The sequence below is a fragment of the Streptomyces sp. NPDC007929 genome (assembly GCF_042959065.1).
GTDB lineage: Bacteria > Actinomycetota > Actinomycetes > Streptomycetales > Streptomycetaceae > Streptomyces.
Genome location: NZ_JBIBKD010000010.1, coordinates 1 through 18,181, shown reverse-complemented (window position 1 = coordinate 18,181; position 18,181 = coordinate 1). Strand labels below are relative to the sequence as shown.

14 protein-coding genes and 5 pseudogenes are annotated in these 18,181 nt (G+C 67.4%); 14 read left to right on the top strand and 5 right to left on the bottom strand.

The features are described 5' to 3' along the window. Positions 1-396: 396 nt before the first annotated feature. Positions 397-949 (bottom strand): annotated as a pseudogene (locus ACFZDE_RS30145) (GNAT family N-acetyltransferase). Between the two features lie 259 nt (positions 950-1,208). Between ACFZDE_RS30145 and ACFZDE_RS30140 the strand changes: the two are divergent. From ACFZDE_RS30140 to ACFZDE_RS30130, 3 genes and pseudogenes are all read left to right on the top strand, one after another. Then, the gene (locus tag ACFZDE_RS30140) at positions 1,209-1,331 is read left to right on the top strand and encodes a hypothetical protein (RefSeq protein WP_391205099.1); all 123 of its coding nucleotides are present in this window, start codon (positions 1,209-1,211) and stop codon (positions 1,329-1,331) included. A gap of 243 nt (positions 1,332-1,574) precedes the next feature. After that, complete coding sequence (locus ACFZDE_RS30135; RefSeq protein WP_391205096.1) at positions 1,575-1,898, top strand: hypothetical protein; 324 nt, start codon at positions 1,575-1,577, stop codon at positions 1,896-1,898. A 516-nt stretch (positions 1,899-2,414) separates the two neighbouring features. After that, positions 2,415-2,994: pseudogene (locus ACFZDE_RS30130) on the top strand (DinB family protein). 55 nt (positions 2,995-3,049) lie between these two features. Here ACFZDE_RS30130 and ACFZDE_RS30125 read toward each other — a convergent pair. Next, positions 3,050-3,438 (bottom strand): annotated as a pseudogene (locus ACFZDE_RS30125) (ATP-binding protein); the annotation flags it as partial. A gap of 537 nt (positions 3,439-3,975) precedes the next feature. On the opposite strand from ACFZDE_RS30125, the gene ACFZDE_RS30120 reads away from it, so the two are divergent. After that, positions 3,976-5,310 carry an MFS transporter gene (locus ACFZDE_RS30120; RefSeq protein ID WP_391205094.1) on the top strand — a complete coding sequence of 445 codons (1,335 nt, stop codon included), beginning with the start codon at positions 3,976-3,978 and terminating at the stop codon, positions 5,308-5,310. Positions 5,311-5,672: 362 nt separating this feature from the next. Here ACFZDE_RS30120 and ACFZDE_RS30115 read toward each other — a convergent pair whose 3' ends face one another. Continuing rightward, a complete protein-coding gene (locus ACFZDE_RS30115; protein WP_391205091.1) occupies positions 5,673-6,224 on the bottom strand; it encodes a transposase in 552 nt (183 codons plus the stop codon). A 1,201-nt stretch (positions 6,225-7,425) separates the two neighbouring features. On the opposite strand from ACFZDE_RS30115, the gene ACFZDE_RS30110 reads away from it, so the two are divergent. The 5 genes and pseudogenes from ACFZDE_RS30110 to ACFZDE_RS30090 form a co-directional block, all read left to right on the top strand. Then, positions 7,426-8,262, top strand: a complete 837-nt coding sequence (locus ACFZDE_RS30110; protein WP_391205088.1) for a fumarylacetoacetate hydrolase family protein — start codon at positions 7,426-7,428, stop codon at positions 8,260-8,262. After that, positions 8,259-9,233, top strand: a complete 975-nt coding sequence (locus ACFZDE_RS30105; protein ID WP_391205085.1) for an acetaldehyde dehydrogenase (acetylating) — start codon at positions 8,259-8,261, stop codon at positions 9,231-9,233. The genes ACFZDE_RS30110 and ACFZDE_RS30105 overlap by 4 nt, the downstream gene beginning before the upstream one ends. A gap of 2 nt (positions 9,234-9,235) precedes the next feature. Then, positions 9,236-10,255, top strand: coding sequence for a 4-hydroxy-2-oxovalerate aldolase (gene dmpG, locus ACFZDE_RS30100; protein WP_391205082.1), 1,020 nt, complete (start codon positions 9,236-9,238; stop codon positions 10,253-10,255). 182 nt (positions 10,256-10,437) lie between these two features. Further along, positions 10,438-10,794, top strand: coding sequence for a VOC family protein (locus ACFZDE_RS30095; RefSeq protein WP_391205079.1), 357 nt, complete (start codon positions 10,438-10,440; stop codon positions 10,792-10,794). 281 nt (positions 10,795-11,075) lie between these two features. Further along, positions 11,076-11,337 (top strand): annotated as a pseudogene (locus ACFZDE_RS30090) (4-hydroxy-2-oxovalerate aldolase); the annotation flags it as partial. 17 nt (positions 11,338-11,354) lie between these two features. Here the strand turns inward: ACFZDE_RS30090 and ACFZDE_RS30085 are convergent. Next, the gene (locus ACFZDE_RS30085) at positions 11,355-11,843 is read right to left on the bottom strand and encodes a MarR family transcriptional regulator (RefSeq protein WP_391205077.1); all 489 of its coding nucleotides are present in this window, start codon (positions 11,841-11,843) and stop codon (positions 11,355-11,357) included. A 298-nt stretch (positions 11,844-12,141) separates the two neighbouring features. Between ACFZDE_RS30085 and ACFZDE_RS30080 the strand changes: the two genes are divergently transcribed. The 5 genes and pseudogenes from ACFZDE_RS30080 to ACFZDE_RS30060 all read left to right on the top strand — a co-directional run. After that, complete coding sequence (locus ACFZDE_RS30080) at positions 12,142-12,783, top strand: NAD(P)H-dependent oxidoreductase (protein ID WP_391205073.1); 642 nt, start codon at positions 12,142-12,144, stop codon at positions 12,781-12,783. A gap of 224 nt (positions 12,784-13,007) precedes the next feature. Then, complete coding sequence (locus tag ACFZDE_RS30075; protein ID WP_391205070.1) at positions 13,008-13,772, top strand: IclR family transcriptional regulator C-terminal domain-containing protein; 765 nt, start codon at positions 13,008-13,010, stop codon at positions 13,770-13,772. A gap of 814 nt (positions 13,773-14,586) precedes the next feature. Further along, positions 14,587-15,474: a VOC family protein gene (locus ACFZDE_RS30070; protein WP_391205067.1), complete on the top strand. Its 888-nt coding sequence runs from the start codon at positions 14,587-14,589 to the stop codon at positions 15,472-15,474. A gap of 27 nt (positions 15,475-15,501) precedes the next feature. Then, a complete protein-coding gene (locus ACFZDE_RS30065) occupies positions 15,502-16,368 on the top strand; it encodes an alpha/beta fold hydrolase (RefSeq protein ID WP_391205064.1) in 867 nt (288 codons plus the stop codon). A gap of 191 nt (positions 16,369-16,559) precedes the next feature. Continuing rightward, positions 16,560-16,717 (top strand): annotated as a pseudogene (locus ACFZDE_RS30060) (IS256 family transposase); the annotation flags it as partial. A 297-nt stretch (positions 16,718-17,014) separates the two neighbouring features. On the opposite strand, the gene ACFZDE_RS30055 reads toward ACFZDE_RS30060, so the two are convergent. Beyond that, positions 17,015-18,112 (bottom strand): Bcr/CflA family efflux MFS transporter, encoded by a 1,098-nt coding sequence (locus tag ACFZDE_RS30055; RefSeq protein ID WP_391205680.1) that lies wholly within the window; start codon positions 18,110-18,112, stop codon positions 17,015-17,017. Between the last annotated feature and the right edge of the window lie 69 nt (positions 18,113-18,181).

The following is an 18,181-nucleotide window of genomic DNA, read 5'->3' as shown; positions in this document are numbered from 1 at the left end:
ACCCGTCGAGGGAGCCATGAACCCGGCATCGATGGGAACAACGACCTATCAGCCGGAGCGCGACCTTTTCCACGGCAGCGAACTGTCGGCGCCACCGTCATGGACACAGCTCATTTCGGGCGACTTCGCGTACCTCCGGGAGGCGCCCCAGCCGCTCAGTGTGGGCGTGTCACAGAAGCTGAGCCAGAACCACTGCCCGTCAACAAAGCCACACCAGCCGGGGTCGGCGGCGCCTTGTCCCCGGAGCAAGCGGATAGCGCGAGGCAAGCCAGAAACGATGCAACGAGAGGGAGGTGACTTCTTGCCATGTTGTCAACATAGATCAGATCCGGGCACCAGAACCGAATCTCGCCAGGCACCACGGGGCTCGACAAGATCCGAAAGAGACGCCCTGACTCAGTTGAACGGTGGGACCGAAGACCACACGCCGAACCACTGCTCGGCGCCCCACTCCTCGAACCGCTCCACCTCGGTAAACCCCAACTTCGCCGCGAGGCGCATCGAGCGGTCGTTGGCCGTCTGCGTGCAGAGCACTACCGGCTCGCCGGGGAACGCGTCGGCGAATCAGTCGAGTGCCGCTGCGCACGCCTCGGCGGCGTACCCGCATCCCCACGCTTCCCTGCGCGAACATGTAGTCGAGCTCGGCCTCCCCAGCCTCCGGACGAACGTGCCCCGGGCGCTCCGCGTTCCGCCGATCGAGAAGCGTGATAGTGCCGATCATCGCTCCGTCGAGAGCGACCACGAAAAGGCCAGGGCGCTGCCCGGGTATCTCGGGCACGGCGCGTTCGAGCTCATCACGCGGGCGAGGGCCACCGAGGTAGGTGCGCAACTCTGCTGAGGCGAAAAGCTCGATGAACGCCGCACGGTCCCGGGCCTCGGACTCCCGGAGTACAAGCCGTTCGGTCCCGATCGGAGCAGGTGGCCAGGCGACGGGTCCGAACTCAGTCATGGCGGGCAACCTGTCGCATCCCCGTGAGGGGGATCCGAAGGGAGAAGTCCTAGCCCGAAGTTCCTCTCTCGCCGAGTCCTGATCGGTCTGGGGCAGTCGATCTGCACCCCAGCGTCGAGGAACCCATCCACCTGACTTCCCAAAAGCGGGACCTTCGTCCGAGTTATGAGGGTCGGACGCGCAGGAAGCCGGGAATCCGCGCGCTTCCAGCAGGACGGACGGCAAGCCGTCCTTGCCGCTTGCCTTCAACGGCGCCGTCTTGGCGGGCTTCGCGTCCGTCGCCGACAAGGACCTGCCTCTGCCGACCAAGGTGTTCGGCACGGCGGCCGTCCTCGCCCTGGGCGCAGCCGCCGTGCCGCTGCTCCTGGTCATCCGGCCCTGACTCAGCGGCGCAGACCGGGCCTCCTTCGTTCGCCACCGTCCGCCTGCGCACCAAGGTCACGCGCGGGGCCGGATCCCCACCGTGGCCCTAGGCCATGGTCTTCAAGCTCGTCGAGTCCGCCAGCAGCGGTGGCGGGCCGTGAACACACCCCACCTAGTCCCCCTTTTCGTGCCGGGGCCCGCTTCGAACGCGGCCAACTGGTCGAGCGTCCCGCCACCGCCGTGGCATAGGGTCTGGTGCACCATGACCGACCACCACACCTACGGCACCAGCACCCACAGCGCCAGCGAGCTGGTCCGGCTCGTCAGTGATCGCCTCGGGCAGGTCTTCACCGAGCGTGAGAGCGATCACCGAGGCGCCTACCACCTCGCCAGCAGCCCCAACGGACGGATCGAGATCCAGCCCAACTCGATCCCCGGCGACGACGGCGAAGACGACCTCTACGCTCCGGAACACCCAGCGGCCCAGGTGCTGTTGCTCACCACCACTCCGACCGCGGACCCGGCCCTACAAGCCCGCCTGGGGTCCATCGAAGGGCTCATCCACCTGAATCACGAGACCGTGTGAACAGCTACTTCCACGCTATCGTCCAAGCGCGTTCTGGTCGGGCTGATGTGGACAAGCGCAAGTGCCTCGGAGGGGCCCGCGATCAGGAGGCCGCTCACGTGAGCGGCGCGTCGCCGGCCACGGCGAGCCGTCGTCCCTGAATGCAGGGAAACACGGCGCAAACCAGATTCTGTCGGCCAAGGCGCGGGTGGCGTTCCACCACATCCGTGACGGCGTCGAGGTCTCTTGTAGGTCGACTATGACAGGCTCGATCGGCACACCCCGCGACTCCGGAACTGCCACTGTGATGGACCTTAGCGCCTGCGTCATATCTCCCGCTGATGCACCAACCATCGCAATCCTCGGCAGTCGATATACGACCGGACCACGGAAAATCAGCGCGAACTCCAGTCCTCCCCATCAACGACATTGACTACCAAAATTTGGGCCAGTCGTTTCACGGCGTTGGGCAAGATCAATGTCAGTGGCTTTTGATGTCACTCTCGACTGTCAGTGCCGGGTGGAAGACCGCCGAGCATGATCGAACCGAAGCCGAAAGCGGACCTTCTCCAATACCTGCAAGAAGCACGTGATGTCCTGCTTTGGAAGCTCGACGGGCTCTCGGGTTACGACATCCGCCGCCCCCCCCACAGGCACGAACCTGTTGGGGCTGGTCAAGCATGTCGCGGGCGTGGAACTGGGCTATTTCGGCGACACGTTCGGGCGGCCGTTCTTCGACGAGGAGCCGCCGCCTTGGTGGTATACGGAGGACACAGAATCCAACCCGGACATGTGGGCCACTGCGGACGAGTCGCGTGAAGACATCATTGGGCTGTATCGGCAGGCGTGGAAGCACTCCGACAGCACGATCGCGGCACTCGCGCTGGATGCGATCGGCCGTGTTCCGTGGTGGCCGGAGGAACGTGGGGAGGTGACACTGCACCACATCGTGGTGCGCGTGATCTCCGATACTCAACGGCACGCCGGCCACGCGGACATCGTGCGTGAGCTCATCGACGGATCTGTCGGGTATTTGCAGGGCAAGGACAACATGCCGCCAGGGGAGCAGGCGTGGTGGAGCGGGCTGGAGCGCGTGGCGCGGGAAGCCGACGGCTGATCTCGCCCTGCTGCCGACCCCGCTGACCTCCGGGGCCGGCCATACGGCGCTCTGTTCAGCCGGCCTGGGTCTGTTCGGCCAGGGCTTTGGTGTGGGCGAGGCGGTAGGACTCGGTGCCGGTCTGGATGATCGCGCCGTTAAAGGTCAGGCGGTCGACGATAGCCGCGCAGAGCCGCGGATCCGTGAACGTTTTCGTCCACCCGCTGAAACTTTCGTTCGAAGCGATCGCGGCGCTGTTCCTTTCCTCACGCTCGGTCAGAACCTGAAACAGCAGCTCAGCGCCCCTGCCCTGCCGAAGTCGCCGATCAGGCAGAGCGGCTCCCCCTTCTTGACCCATTCGCAAGTGGCGAGGGTGTTGACGGTGGCCGGGTCGATGTTGGGGTTGGCGTCGAAGTACTCCGACTCCAACCAGTCCTCCTTCACGAAGACCGGCCGCGACATCCGCACGCCGCCTACCTCCTGTGAGCGCAGCAGAACCCCCAGATCGGTCAGGGCGAGGGAGTGATCGAGGGTGTACAACAGACAACTCCCGTGGCCCCACCCCGGCTCCGGGCAACAACTCCCAGTGCTCCCGTCCCTCGCTCGCACTCACGTGATCCGCTCCTTCAAAAGGCCATGCCCTGTGGCCCGGCATCCCAAGCGAGACCAGCGCCCGAGGTGCCACCTGAACTGACCGAGCGACAACTGAAGTGCTCAGTCACACCGCGGACCTCAACAAGATCTGTTACGAGCTCTTACCGGGATCAGGACATCAACGATATGGGATTCGAGTTCACACTTGCTGAGTGAGCGGGTCTGACCCGCCACACTCTGGAGTGCGCAATGTATGCCGGGTCCGGAATCGTCAACCTGGCGCAGTTTTCCCATTTTTGATCCCTCAGGCGCAACTGCTTCATTTTATGCTGCACGCGAAAACTGCACTTTCGTCGCCCACCTGGAGTCAAACTCGGCCGAGCGATCCTCGATGTCCCGGAGAAACGAATGACACAGGCCCTGAACAGATTCATAGAGACGTCTCCGTACTGGCCGGTGGTCCGCCACCCGACCATTCGCCGGCTCCTGCCCAGCTTCGTTCTGTCCTCACTGGGCGACGGCATGGCCGTCGTGGCCGTCAGCTGGTTCGCCCTCCAGCTTGCTCCGAAAGCCGACCAGAGCGTCTGGGCGGCGATGGCGGTGGCGGCGTACACCCTGCCCGGCGCGGTGGGGGCACTGGCCCTCGGACGTTTTCTGAGGCACCGGTCGCCCGCCCGACTCGCGGGCTGGGATGCGGTGCTCCGTGCCTGCGCCCTCGGAGTCATCCCGCTCGCCTACGCCCTGGGGGGCCTCAGCATCGGCCTGTATATCGGGCTCCTCGCCGCCTCCTCGGTGCTTCATTCCTGGGGCCAGGCCGGCATCTACACGCTGATTGCCAGAGTCCTGCCTGAGCACGACCACCTTGCGGGCAACGCGGTGCTCTCCACCATCGGTTCCTTCAGCACCATCGTGGGGCCTATGGTGGCCGCTCCGCTGATCGCCCTGGGTGGAGCGGCCACCGTGATAGCTGTCGACGCGGCAACCTTCGCGGCGCTCGCGGCCACCTTCCTCTTTCTGCTCCCACGAGAGCTTCCCGACACCGCTCACGAACGGAACACGGAGGAGCCCTCACGATCGACGGGGCTGCTGGTTATCCGGCGTAATCCGAAGCTGCTGGGCTTGTTGGCCCTCAGCTTCGGTTTCTTCCTCCTCTTCGGACCCGTCTATGTGGCGTTGCCCCTGCACGTGTCGGAGGAACTGGGCGGATCAGCCGCTTTGCTTTCCATGTTCTACACCTCATTCGGGTTCGGTGCGCTGGTCGGCGGAATGCTCACCGGTTACCTCAGTCACCGTCGGCTGTGGCCCACTACGATCGGCATCGTCATCACCTTCGGTGCCGTCATGCTTCCGATCGGTCTGGGCGTCCCCAGTTTTGTCGCCCTGGCCTCGTTCGCAGCGGCCGGAATGCTGTGGCCACCGTACGCGTCACTGTCCACCGCACTGTTCCAGCGTTCGGCGCCCCCCGCACTCCTTCCACAGGTCCTGGCGACGAGTTCCTCCGTACGCGTGCTGTCCGTGCCGTTGGGCACGGCGCTAGGCGGGCCGCTAGTCGCCGCTCTCGGCGGCGGTGACGCGCTTCTGCTTGCCGCGACCGGCATTCTGATGCTCGGCCTGATTGCTGCGGTCGGCGTGGCCGGCCGTGCCTCGATCGGCTCCCGGAAAACCCTCGAAGTGCGTGAGGAGACCGGTGAAGAGCGTGGGGAGGGCACAGGAGGGCCCGGGGATCTCAAGGAGACCGCCTGACCCGGTTCTTTCGTCGCACGCACACTCGGTGCGGCGAAAGAACCCGCAGACATGTCAGGCAAGCACGCGTGAGCGAGACGCCATGTGGACGTACGCCCTGCGGAGGTCGCGGAGGATGCTGGTGCGCTTGAGCCACCGGTCCGTTCCGTCATACCGCGGTGTGAAGACGTCCTGGCCGTGCACATCCGGTAGTTGTCCAGGAATTCCGCCTCTCCGGTCCCGAGGACGACGCGTTTGGCACCGGTCTGGAGTAGCTCGGCGCATTCTCGCAGGGCGGCCATAGCGGTGCCCTCAATGATGGGGAGCTTGCCGGGGTGGTCGCGCCAGGCGAAGCGTTGTTGCAGTTCGGGGTGGAGCCGGTCCTAGCCCTGGGCGTGGGCGGTGCCGTAGCGGGTGGTGACGGTCTTCGTCTCCGCGTCGGGGGCACCCCAGGTTCGGACGTCCTTGAAGATGAACTCGCTGCCGTGCCGGGGCGGGTGGCCGCCGCGGGGATGGGCCCGGTAGTACTCCTCGCGGGAGGATGCCGGGCGGCGCATGACCCGGTCCGAGCGGAGACGCCCGAGGAGTTCGGCGGGGAGTCGCAGGAGGTAGGACAGGCGCATCACGTCGTAGCCGGCGTCGATCACAATCCACATCAGGGGGGGGGCGCCCTCGTGCCACTGGCCTGCTGTGATCAGGCGTCCGACCAAGTCTCGGACTTGGTCGGCGGTCACGGCGGCGAGATCGTCGCCCGGTCGCAGCCACAGGGCGTCCAGGGGCGCGGTCCACGAGGAGCGGCCCGTCTCCAGGGCGACGACCCACGAGCAGGGCCATCCCGGGATCATCAGGCGCTTGTTCTCGCCTCGGCTGTAGGTAGGGCAGAACGAGCGGGCATCGCTGGTGGCGGCGTCGGTGCCGCAGCCACGGCGAGACATCCACAGCCAGGGCCAGCCGACCGTTGGTCGCCCGCGGCAATGGTACCGAGGCCAGCACTCGCCGCAGCCGGGCGACCTCGATACGGCCCTGGTTGAGAGCGCCGTACCGCGCCGTGCTCACGCCGGTGTTCGGGTGCGAGGGAGGGCGAGTCCGACCAGTGTCTTCACGGCCCCGTCGGTGCACAGCAGGGAGTCCGTCAGATCGAACAGGGCGTCCGCGCGCCTGGTCAAGCAGCCGTAGAGGTCCGCCCGGAAGCATGACAGTTGCCCCAGCGCATCCTGCGGAACATCCACACACAGCAGACTCACCCCACCGCCTTCCTGCTGAGCGGTATATCTGTGACGGAGCACAGCATCAATGGAAGGCCGTTCCCGCGTGTCCTGATCTGGGGAAACCCGACTCACTGTGAAACACGTTCGACGCCAGACCATAAACGACAAGCTGAGAGCCTGTCGGCCAGATGCAGGCCTCCCGCCACACCGCCCCCCGGCCGCTGGCCTCCCCGGCCAGTAGCGGGGGGCACAAGCCGCCTCGCCGCCCGGCCCTCGTGCCCTGCCGGGCGTCCCACCGTCCGAGCAGCCAGGGGACCAGCACCGCAGCCGTGATCATGGGTACCGCCAGGGGAAGCATGGCGACCGGCTGAAGCGGGCCGGCACATTACCGGCCCTGCCTCCCGCATGGTGTCTGCATGGGGGCGGTCGATGTCCGGAGCGCCCATGAAGACGGCGGTGGCTGTCCTGCCGTTCATAGCGAGGAATAGCAGGAAGAAAACGGCCATGCGTGCGAGCAGTCCGATGGAGTACCAGCCGAAAGCGTCCCCTTCCTGGGGATCGAATAGACCGGTGACAGCCCGGCTGCCGACAGCGGTAACCACGGTGACCAGGTCCGAAACGGCCGATCTTTCGGCGCGGACGAGTGTGGCGATAGGCGATGTAGCCGACTGCGACGCCGAAGCAGGCGGCCGGGAGGTAGATCGTCGCTCCTGTCGCACTGCGAGCGGAAGCCGCCTGGGGTGGCGCAACCGCCGGAGCAGGGGAAAAGGGCCTCGCTGCCACCACGCAGCCTGGCCCCGCAGCGGCAGCGACAGCCGCCGACACCGCCCACAGTGTTCCGCGTCCCGGAACAAAGATTGGCCCATCACGGCGGTGCTGTCTAAACCGGTGTACAACCGCCGCTTCCGCTTCCCTCTGGAGGTAACCCGTGTCGACCACGCTCGACAACGCAAGCTCGGACACCGTGCCACCAGCGGTGGTCAAGGCAGCCGACCTGCTGGCGGAAGCTGCCCGCACCGGGGCCTCCTGTCCACCAGTGCGAACGCTGTTCGACGAAGGCGGCGATCTGCAGACCGCGTACGCCGTGCAGCAGCTGAACGTCCGGCGCGCCCAGGCTGCCGGCCGCCGGATCGTGGGCCGCAAGATCGGCCTCACTTCGGTCTCCGTGCAACGCCAACTGGGCGTTGACCAGCCTGATTTCGGGGCACTGTTCGCCGACATGGCGGTGGCCGACGGCGGCCGGGTGCCGCCCGGACGGTTGCTGCAGCCCAAGGTGGAGGCCGAGGTCGCGCTGGTGCTCGGCCGTGATCTGCCGCATCGCGAGTGCACCGTGGTGGACGTGCTGCGCGCGGTCGACTTCGCGCTCCCCGCTCTGGAGATCGTGGACAGCCGGGTACAGGGGTGGGACATCACCCTCGTCGACACGGTCGCCGACAACGCCTCCTGCGGCCTGTATGTCCTCGGCGGCACCCCGCTGTCGCTCACCGGCGTCGATCTGCGCGCCGTGACGATGACCATGACACGGAACGGCGAAACCGTCTCAGAGGGCAACGGTGCCGACTGTCTCGGCAGCCCGCTCAACGCGGCCGTCTGGCTTGCCTCCGCGCTGGCCGAGCGGGGAGACCCGCTGCGCGCCGGAGACCTGGTGCTCACCGGAGCCCTGGGGCCGGTCGCTCCCGCCGTCCCCGGTGACCGGTTCGAGGCGTCCATCAGCCAACTGGGCACCGTAGGTGTCGAGTTCACGAGTGAGAAGAGCGAAGCATGAGCGCACGAACCAAGGTCGCCGTCATCGGCTCGGGCAACATCGGCACCGACCTGATGATCAAGGTGCTGCGGCTGTCGGAGACCCTCGACATCGCGGCGATGGCCGGCATCGACCCGGACTCCGACGGCCTGGCCCGCGCCCGCCGCCTGAAGGTGGCCACGACCTACGAGGGCGTCGAAGGACTCGTCCGGCTGGACGAGTTCGCGGACGTCGAGATCGTCTTCGACGCCACGTCGGCGGGCGCACACCGGCACCACGAGGACATACTGCGCCCGCTCGGCCGCACCCTCGTCGACCTCACTCCGGCCGCGATCGGCCCGTACGTGGTGCCGCCCGTCAACGGCGACGTCCACATCGACGCACCGAACGTCAACATGGTCACCTGCGGCGGCCAGGCCACCATCCCGGTCGTCGCCGCGGTGGGCGCCGTCACCCCCGTGCACTACGCCGAGATCGTCGCCTCCATCTCCTCCCGCTCCGCCGGCCCCGGCACCCGGGCCAACATCGACGAGTTCACCGAGACCACCGCCTCCGCCATCGAGCGGGTCGGCGGCGCCCGGCGCGGCAAAGCCATCATCATCCTCAACCCGGCCGAACCCCCGCTGATCATGCGGGACACCGTGCACTGCCTAGTCTCCGACTGCGCCACCGAGTCCGTCACGGCATCGGTCGAGGAGATGGTCACGCGCGTGCAGGACTACGTGCCCGGCTATCGGCTCAAGCAAAAGGTGCAGTTCGCCAAGGTGGCAGCCGACGACCCGCTGCGCACCCTCGCCCCCGGCGCGGGCGAGGTCCTCAAGGTCTCGGTCTTCCTGGAGGTCGAGGGCGCCGCCGACTACCTCCCGGCCTACGCAGGAAACCTCGACATCATGACCTCGGCCGCGCTGCGCACCGCGGAACGCATGGCCACTCTCCGCCAATCTCGGCTTCGCTCGAGCGGGGAGACCCCCATCGCCACGGAGGTGGCCTGAACATGACCCGTCTGTACGTCCAGGACGTCACCCTGCGGGACGGCATGCACGCCGTCCGGCACCGCTACACCGTCGACCAGGCCGCTACGATCGCCGCCGCCCTGGACGCCGCCGGGGTGGCCGCGATCGAGATCGCCCACGGCGACGGTCTGGCCGGCTCCAGCATCAACTACGGCGTCGGCGCCCACACGGACTGGGAGTGGATCGAAGCGGTGGTGGGCGCCGTGCGCCGGGCCGTCCCCACGACTCTTCTCCTGCCCGGCATCGGAACGGTCCACGACCTCAAGCAGGCGCACTCCCTGGGCATCCGCTCGGTGCGCGTCGCCACGCACTGCACCGAGGCCGACATCTCCGCCCAGCACATCGCCGCCGCACGGGAGCTGGGGATGGACGTCGCCGGGTTCCTGATGATGTCCCACATGGCAGAGCCCGCCGAACTCGCCCGCCAGGCCAAGCTGATGGAGTCCTACGGCGCGCACTGTGTGTACGTCACCGACTCCGGCGGCCGCCTCACCATGGACGGCGTCCGCGACCGCGTCCGCGCCTACCGCGGTGTGCTCGACCCGGCCACGGAACTCGGCATCCACGCCCACCACAACCTCGCCCTGGGCGTGGCCAACACCGTCGTCGCCGTCGAGAACGGTGTGGTCCGGGTCGACGCCTCCCTCGCCGGCCAGGGAGCAGGGGCGGGCAACTGCCCGCTTGAGGCCTTCATCGCGGTCGCCGACCTGATGGGCTGGGAGCACGGCTGCGACCTGTTCCCGCTGATGGACGCCGCCGACGACCTCGTACGACCACTCCAGGACCGCGAGGTGCGGGTGGACCGCGAGACGCTCACCCTTGGCTATGCGGGCGTGTACTCCAGCTTCCTGCGCCACGCCGAGACCGCCGCTGCCCGGCACGGCCTGGACACCCGCAGCATCCTCGTCGAGGCCGGCCGACGGCGCATGGTCGGCGGCCAGGAGGACATGATCAGCGACATCGCACTGGATCTGTCCGCGCAGGCGGACACCGCGTCCTAGACGCGCGGAGCCGAGGAGGAACCGGTGCACCGTCGGCTGTATCTGTCCCTGCTGGTCTGCGGGCTCGGACCGCTGGGCAACCAGGCATCTCACCCGCGTGACGGTTGAAGTGACGGGTCGTCACGCTGGAGGTGCACTGCGCCACACCCGGCTTAACGAATGTAGAGAGGAAGATGATTGGCATGGGTCAGCCGGTAGCGTTCTTCGAAGTGATCAGCACAGATCAAGAGCGGGTACAGAAATTCTACGCGGATCTGTTCGACTGGCAGGTCACCCCGGATCCGGCGATGGGTGGCTACGCTCTGGTGGACACCGGCGCCGGCGGCGCGGCGATCATCGGAGGGATCGGCCCGTCGATCGCCCCGGGAGACACTGGAGTCAAGATCTACATGAGGGTCGACGACCTGGACGGTAATCTGGCGAGGGCTGAGGCGCTGGGTGGGAAGAAGGTGGTGCCGCCCACCGACCTGCCGGGTGACCACAGCCGTTACGCGATCTTCGCCGATCCGGACGGGAATCTTGTCGGCCTGTGGGCCTGACCGACAAACGGAGGGTCCCGTAGAGCGACGAGACGCACTACCCGATGGCCGACACCGCGACGGATGCTGAGACTGACGAGGCGCTGCGTCACTCGCTGAACCGCGTCGCCGAGCGGTCCAGCGCCTCGTCGCCCACGACGCGCGGGCGGGACTGCCGCGGCGTTCGACTTCACCCGCACCGCGGTCGGCGATAGGGGATTGCCGGTCAGGCCGGCCTGGTCGAGTCCGGTGCGGCCTCGGCGGTCGGGCGATGCCTGCAGTCATCGGCACCGCCTCGCGGGCGCGAGCTGGGGATGGACGTCGCCGGGTCCTGATGATGTCTTACATGGCCGAATCGGCCGAACTCGCCCGCCAGGCGCGGTTTATGGAGTCGTACGGCGCGCACTGCGTCTACGTCACCGACTCCGGCGGCCGGCTCGCCATGGACGGTATCCGCGACCGCTTCCGCGCCTAACGTGACGTCCTCAACCCGGTCACGGAGTTGGGCATCCACGCCCATCACACGTCGCCCTGGGCGTGGCGAACACCGTTGTCGCCGTCGAAGAGGAACAGCGCGCACCTCAGTCTTTGACAGTGCCCCGCTGGGCGGTGAGCGCAACTTGGGTCAGGAGGTCTCGAAACTGGGCCCGCTGTTCTTCGCTCAACTCGACAAGCAGCCGTGCTTCAGCGGCCGCGACATCAGTTCGCATGCGCTGCAGTTGCGATCGGCCTTCGTCCGTCAGAGTCACGTGGCGAGCCCGCCGGTCCTGCGGATTCGGGCGCCTCGACAGCAGACCCTGCCTCTCCAAGTCGTCGAGGAGATAGGTCATCACCGTTCGGTCGAGACCAACCTGGCCGGCCAGTTCGAGTTGCGTGGGGGGTTTGTTCCCGGCCTCGGCCAATGCCATGAGCACCAAGTAGGCGCGTGACCCTCCGGGCAGCGTCTCCGAGGCGTCGGCTGCAGCGCGCCGAAGCGCCCCCGAGATCATGCGAATGGCCCAAACCAGGTCGTTGTCCAAGGCAAGACACTTGGCGCTTTCGCTCGCTCGGTCGCGGGGTTCAGAGGACATCACATCACCGTAGCACCTTACGGCATGACTGCAGATAGTCTGGTCGGCAGAATATCTTGTCGGCATAGCGCGCCCTTGGGGGTGCTCCGGCCCCGAATCCTTGGTGGCGCGGGACCGCCGGACGCCTGTGGTGACGCGCCCGGCCCCCAGTCGAGGGCCCACTGGAGTCCGTCGCGAGCCACCAGCACCACACCCGCCTCATGCCGGGCTGTTAGCCAGCCCACTTTTCTTGAAAGCAGATGTTCTGTTGTGCATACTATCTGCATCACAGCCGAACTATGCTGGAGGTACCGACACCATGAACCTGTTCCGTCTCGACGCGAGCATCCGTACCGAAGGATCGGTGAGCCGCGCCCTCGCGGACGCCGCCGAGAAGGCGTGGCTCGCCGAGCACTCCGGCGGCGTCGTGACCCGGCGCGACCTCGGGTTTCACCCGCTGCCCGGGGACGCGTGGACCACGCTCGCCTACGAAGTCGTCAACCCGGCCGCACCGGCCCCGGCCGAGGCGCACGAGCTCCTCGACCGCCTCGGCGCCGAACTCCTCGCCGCCGACGCGTTCCTGTTCGCGGTGCCGATGTACAACTGGAACGTCCCGGAACAGGTCAAGACCTGGATCGACCTGATCCTGAAGCACGACCAGGTGGGGATACACGGTGACCAGCCGCTCAAGGGCAAGCCGGCGCTGCTGACGTTGAGCCGGGGCGGCGGCTACGGGCCCGGTTCCCCGAAGGAGGGCTGGGACTACGCCACGCCCTACCTGCGCAGGATCCTGGCCGACGTCTTCGGGCTCGACCTGCAGATCGCCGAGGCGGAGCTGACCCACGCATTCTGGAACCCGGAGATGGCGCACCTGCGAGGGCTGGCCGAGGAGTCGATGAAGACGGGGCACGAGGATGCCGCCGAGCACGGGCTGCGCATCGCCAAGCTGAGCAGGGTCTGACCGGCTCAGGACCTGTCTCGTAGATCATCGTGGGCTGCGTCCCCGGCGCGGCACCTCCCGCTGGCGGGGGACTGGCCGCGTCGGCGTCGTCGCACGAGGATCATCTGGCGAGCGTTTCTCCGCCGCCTTGCGATGCATCCGCGCGGACGGCCGCTCGCCACCGCACTGATCTACGGGACAGCCCCTGGAACGAATGTTCTCAAGGCGTTCTGAAGGGACTGCACATGGGCAATGGAGCCGCAGTGCGGGAGGCGGCCGTTCCGTCGTCGGTCATGCAGAAGGCGTTCGATCTGCTGGAAGTGTTCCGTTACGGCCGCGTGTTGACGCTGAGTGAGGTGGCGCGCCGCGCCGGTCTGCCGAAGTCGACCGCCTACCGCGTCCTCGGGATGCTCGTCCAGGTGGGGGCGGTCGAACATGAGGGCACCGGCTACCGGACCGCGTTCCGGATGATGGCCCTCGGCGCGGCGTCGCCCGAAGGCGCGGTCCGCAACGTCGCGCTTCCGTATCTGCTGGATCTGCACCGGGCCGTCGGGCACACCATCCATCTGTGCGTCCTGCGCGGCCCGGAGGTCGTCTACGTGGAGAAGCTGTACACCCCGCGGGCGCGGTTGTTCGCCACGGAGGTCGGGATGGCTCTGCCCGCTCACTGCACGAGTGTGGGCAAGGCACTGCTGGCCCACACGGACCCGGGCCTGGTCGAGGCGGCCACCACGGGCCCTCTGCGCGCGCTCACCGCGCACTCGGTGCGGGATCCGGAACTGCTCCGTCGTGAGCTGCGACGGGTCCGCCAGCGTGGGGTCGCCACCGACGTCGAGGAGGCGGCGCCCGGACGGTCGTGTGTGGCCATGCCGATCGTCTTCGGCGGCCAGGCGGTGGCGGCTGTGTCGATCGGGTTCCCCACCGAACACGGGTCGGCCGATGTGTTCCTGCCACCCCTGCGGCGAACGGTGTCGTCGATCGTCAGGGCACTGCCCGGCGTCCTGACGTGACGGGGGCAACCAAGTGCTCGTCGCACGACTGCAGACGAGCCACTTCGAAAGGAATCCGATATATATGTCACGCATACGCTCCAGGATGGTCACGCTGGGTGTCATAGCGGCGGGGGTCGTCGCGCTCAGCTCTGCGACCGCACTCCCCGCCAACGCGGCAACCAGGTACTGGACGGTCCAGGGGACCGGATCTACGCCGGCCGCGGCCAAGAAGGCCGCCGACAAGAAGTGCACCGATGCCGGGGGGCACCCAGACCCGTGGGCAGGCTACGTGCAGAAGTCCGGTGGCTGGACCGCGACTGAGCAGTGCTCCAAATAAGGTCGCGGTTGACATCGATCCGCATCGATGGGAGTCGATGAGACGCACAACGGCACTTGACCCGCGAAAGCGCAGGTCAAGTGCCGTTTTGCTATGCGTCAACGGGGACAAGGAGGACCGTGTGCGCGGTGTCGAAGGCGAAGGCGCGGACGTCGATCCAGCCGGTCCGGTGCGTGGCAGGGCCCTCTCCGTGGCCGTTGAGGTGGCGGGGAGAGAGTAGGCCGGGGCCCGGCTCGCGGTGGAACGGTTGTGCCGGTTCCGGAACACGCGCAGCGCCGGCGGAACGATGTGCCGGTTCCCGGAACACTCGCTTCGTCGGCGCGGTCTCCCGCCTTAGCGTCAACGTCATCAGCTGAGTCGGCGTCCCGATCGGCGCGCCGCTCGACACCGTCGCCCGCACGCTCGGGATTCCCGCCCCCAGGCCGGCCGGGCCGCCGGAAAGACCTTCGCCACCGCAGCTCACTGATCATCCCGGACAACCTGAGGAGAAAGCACATGAGCTTCTTCACATCGCTGGGCTATGTCGTGGTCCGCGGCCCACTCGACGAGTGGGCCCGCTTCGCCACCCAGACCATCGGCGCGGAACCCTCGCCGTCCGCCGCGGGCGAACTGCGCCTGCGACTCGACGAGTACGCGTACCGCATCCTCGTCGAGGACGGCGAGCCCGCGGGCCCCCGGTCCCTGATGGCACTGGGCCTTACCGTCCCGGACGCGGCCACGCTCACCGCGCTGGAAACCCACCTCGCCGCCCGGGGCATCACCGTCCGCGAGGAGGAGGAACTGCGAGCCCGCCGGGGCGTCGAGGGACTGCGGGTCTTCTCCGACCCCGCAGGCCAGACGATCGAGGCCGTCCACGGCCTGCCGCTCGCCGACACTCCGTTCGCGTCCCCGCTGGGGGTCCGTTTCGTCACCGGTGATCTGGGAGTCGGGCACGCCCTCCTGACCAATCCGGGTGGCGCGCGCGAGCTGGCCGATTTCTACCAGCGTGAGCTGGGATTCAGGCTGACCGACACGATATCGATGGCTCAGTTCGGATCGGACGAGAACGCCTACTTCCTGCACTGCAACCCCCGCCATCACTCCATCGGCGTCGGCGAGGGCGTCGGCCCCATCCCGGGCCTCGATCACCTCATGCTCGAAGTCTCCGACTTCTCCACCGTCGGCCGCATCATGAGCCAGATCAACGGCGACCCCGACCGCGTCATCATCACGCTGGGCGAGCACACGAACGACCACATGACCTCGTTCTACGTGACCACGCCGTCCGGTTTCCAGATCGAGTACGGCAGCGGCGGCGTGGTGGTCGACGACGACACGTGGCAGGTCGCCCACTACGACGCGATCAGCTCTTGGGGCCACAAGTACATCGCGGCCGACGCCTGAACCGCCACCCAAGACAAGAGGAAAGCCATGCCCACAACCGAGGCCCTGACCGAATCGGCGACCAGCAAGTACGTGCAGACCAGCAAGTGGAAGCTGCACTACAACGAGGCCGGTGACGGTCACCCGCTGATCCTGCTGCACGGCGGGGGAGCCGGCGCCAGCGGCTGGAGCAACTACTCGAGCAACATCGCCTCCTTGGCACGCCACTACCGTGTGATCGCCATCGACATGCCCGGCTGGGGCAAGAGCGACACCGCCGTGCCGGGCGACCGCGACCACGTGGAGGCGCTGGAACTGGCACTGGACGCGCTCGAACTGGACCAGGTCGCCGTCGTCGGCAATTCGCTGGGCGGAAGGACGGCGCTCCGGTTCACGGCGCATCATCCCGAGCGGGTCAGCCACCTGATCCCGATGGGCGCCCCCGCCCCGGGGGTCAACGTGCTCGGCCCGCCCAATGACAAGACGGACGGAATCCTCCCCTTGGTGCGCGCGTATTTCGACCCGTCGCCGGCGAACTTCCAGGCGATGGTCGCAGCGTTCGCGTACGACCCGGCGCTCGCCGAGGACGCCGACCTCGCCCGCCAGCGGTCCGAGGCCGCACTCGCCCGGCCGGACCACCTGGAGAACATGAGGCTCTCGCTGCCCAGCGGGGATCTCAATGGCCCGCCGCAGCTGTTCCAGGACCTGCCGCCGCTGCTGGCCGAGCTCACCGTGCCCACGCTGATCATGCAAGGGCGGAACGACCGCGCCGTCCACTTCGAGAACGCGTTGCGGTTGATGGTGATGATTCCGTCTTCCCGGCTGTACCTCATCAACAACTGCGGCCACTGGGCGCAGATGGAACACGCCGAGGAGTTCAACCGCGTCGTGCACGAGTTCATCTCGGCACACTGATCCCCTCGGAGTGGGCGGCCCGCACGATCGTGCGGGCCGCCCGTTCTTGCCGGAACCACGGGCGGTGTCCGTGGCCGGGCCCCCTCAAGTGTTTGCGGACCTCACCGTCACTCGTTGCTACGTCCCACCGGCACAGTCAATGTCCCGTAGCGGTCCGGTTGGAGGTCGTGTCCGACGAGGGCGAGCTGTAGCAGCAACTGACCAAGCGACTACTGAAGTCCGCCCTGGAGGGCGAGATCACCGCCCCCCCCGCTATGACAAGCACGATGCGGTCGGCAAGAACGGCGGCAACTCGCCCAACGGCACATGCTCCAAGACGATGCTGACTGACGTGGGCCCGGTGGAGATAACCTGCTCGACGAACGGCGGGCGACAGCCACACCCGGAGGAGACGGGGCCGGACGCCGGTCAGCTCGGCGTATGGCTGCGCTGCTACCTGGACCTGCGTCAGCGCTCACCGCGGCCGTCGTAGTCGCCCACCACGGAGCCGACCACGGTCCGGTCCTGACTCATGACAAGGTGCTGCCTTCGCCGAACAGCGGCACCTCATGGATGTCGATGTCTACGTCCCCGCGGATAGCTGGTACCAGGCACGTATTCGTGACTGGCGCTATTCCTCTCCCTGTACCCGCTCGGCACTCTGGCGTTAGTGGCCGTATGTCCGTTTCGTTGCGATCGCTGCCAGGGTGCCCAGGGTGAGGGAGACAGCCATCACGGCTGCCATGGGCGCGGGGCTTTGGGTGCCGAACAGCCCGACCGCGGGTGAGGCGGCTGCACCGAGAAGGAACTGGCCGCCTCCGAGAAGTGCGGATGTGGCTCCGGGGGCGGCTCGGCCGCGACTTTGAGCGATGGTGATGACGGCGGGGAAGAAGAGGCCGAATGCGCTGATGGTGATCAGAAGACAGAGCCAGGTCAGAGGCATGATGCTGCCAGTAGTTGTCTGGAGGAGAAGCAGTGCCACTGCTCCTGCCGTAGCCAGGGCGCCGCTGATGATGAGGAGGGCTTCGGGAGACCGGTGCCTGGTCAGGTGCCCGTAGGCAAGACTTCCGGACATGTTGCCGAGGGCGTTCACCCCGTAGACCAGGCTGGAGAGGGCTGGGGAGAGATGGTAAATGTCCTGGAAGACGAAGGTGGTGCCGGCGATGTAGGCGAAGACGGCGGCTCCGCCGCAGGCGAGCGCCAGCACCGGGGCGAGGACGGCAGGCTGCGCGACTGTCCGTCCGATGGCGCGAAGGCTGGGGGCCAGGCCGCCTGTGAGGCGGGCGTCGGGTGGGTGGGACTCTGGGATCCAGCGCCATACGCCCGCAGCGAGGAGTACGCCCATAAGGGCGAGGACGGCGAAGACGTAACGCCAGGGAACGAGGAGGAGCAGGGCGCCGCCAGCAAGCGGAGCCAGTACCGGGGCCATGGCGCCGATCGCTCCCAGGCGGGAGAACACCGTGGGGAGTTCGCGGTCGTCGAAAAGATCGGTGACGACAGCTCGGGAGACCACGATCCCGGCGGCCCCTGCGACGCCTTGTCCCACCCTCGCCGAGTTCAGCACAGCTACCGTGGGCGCCAGAGCGCACACGATGGAGAAGCCGGCGAACAAGACAGACCCGCCGATGAGGACGGGTCGGCGGCCGACCGCGTCGCTGAGCGGGCCGAGGGCAAGTTGCCCGGCGATGATGCCGACCAGGAAGCTGGTCAGGGACAGTTGCGCGCCGGAGGCGTCGGTTGGGACTGCTGCATGATCTGGTGACAGCGGGGTTTATGCAGCCAGAGCTGCGGGTGGGGTCATGATGGTCTCGTACTCGACGGGGGTCAATCGGGC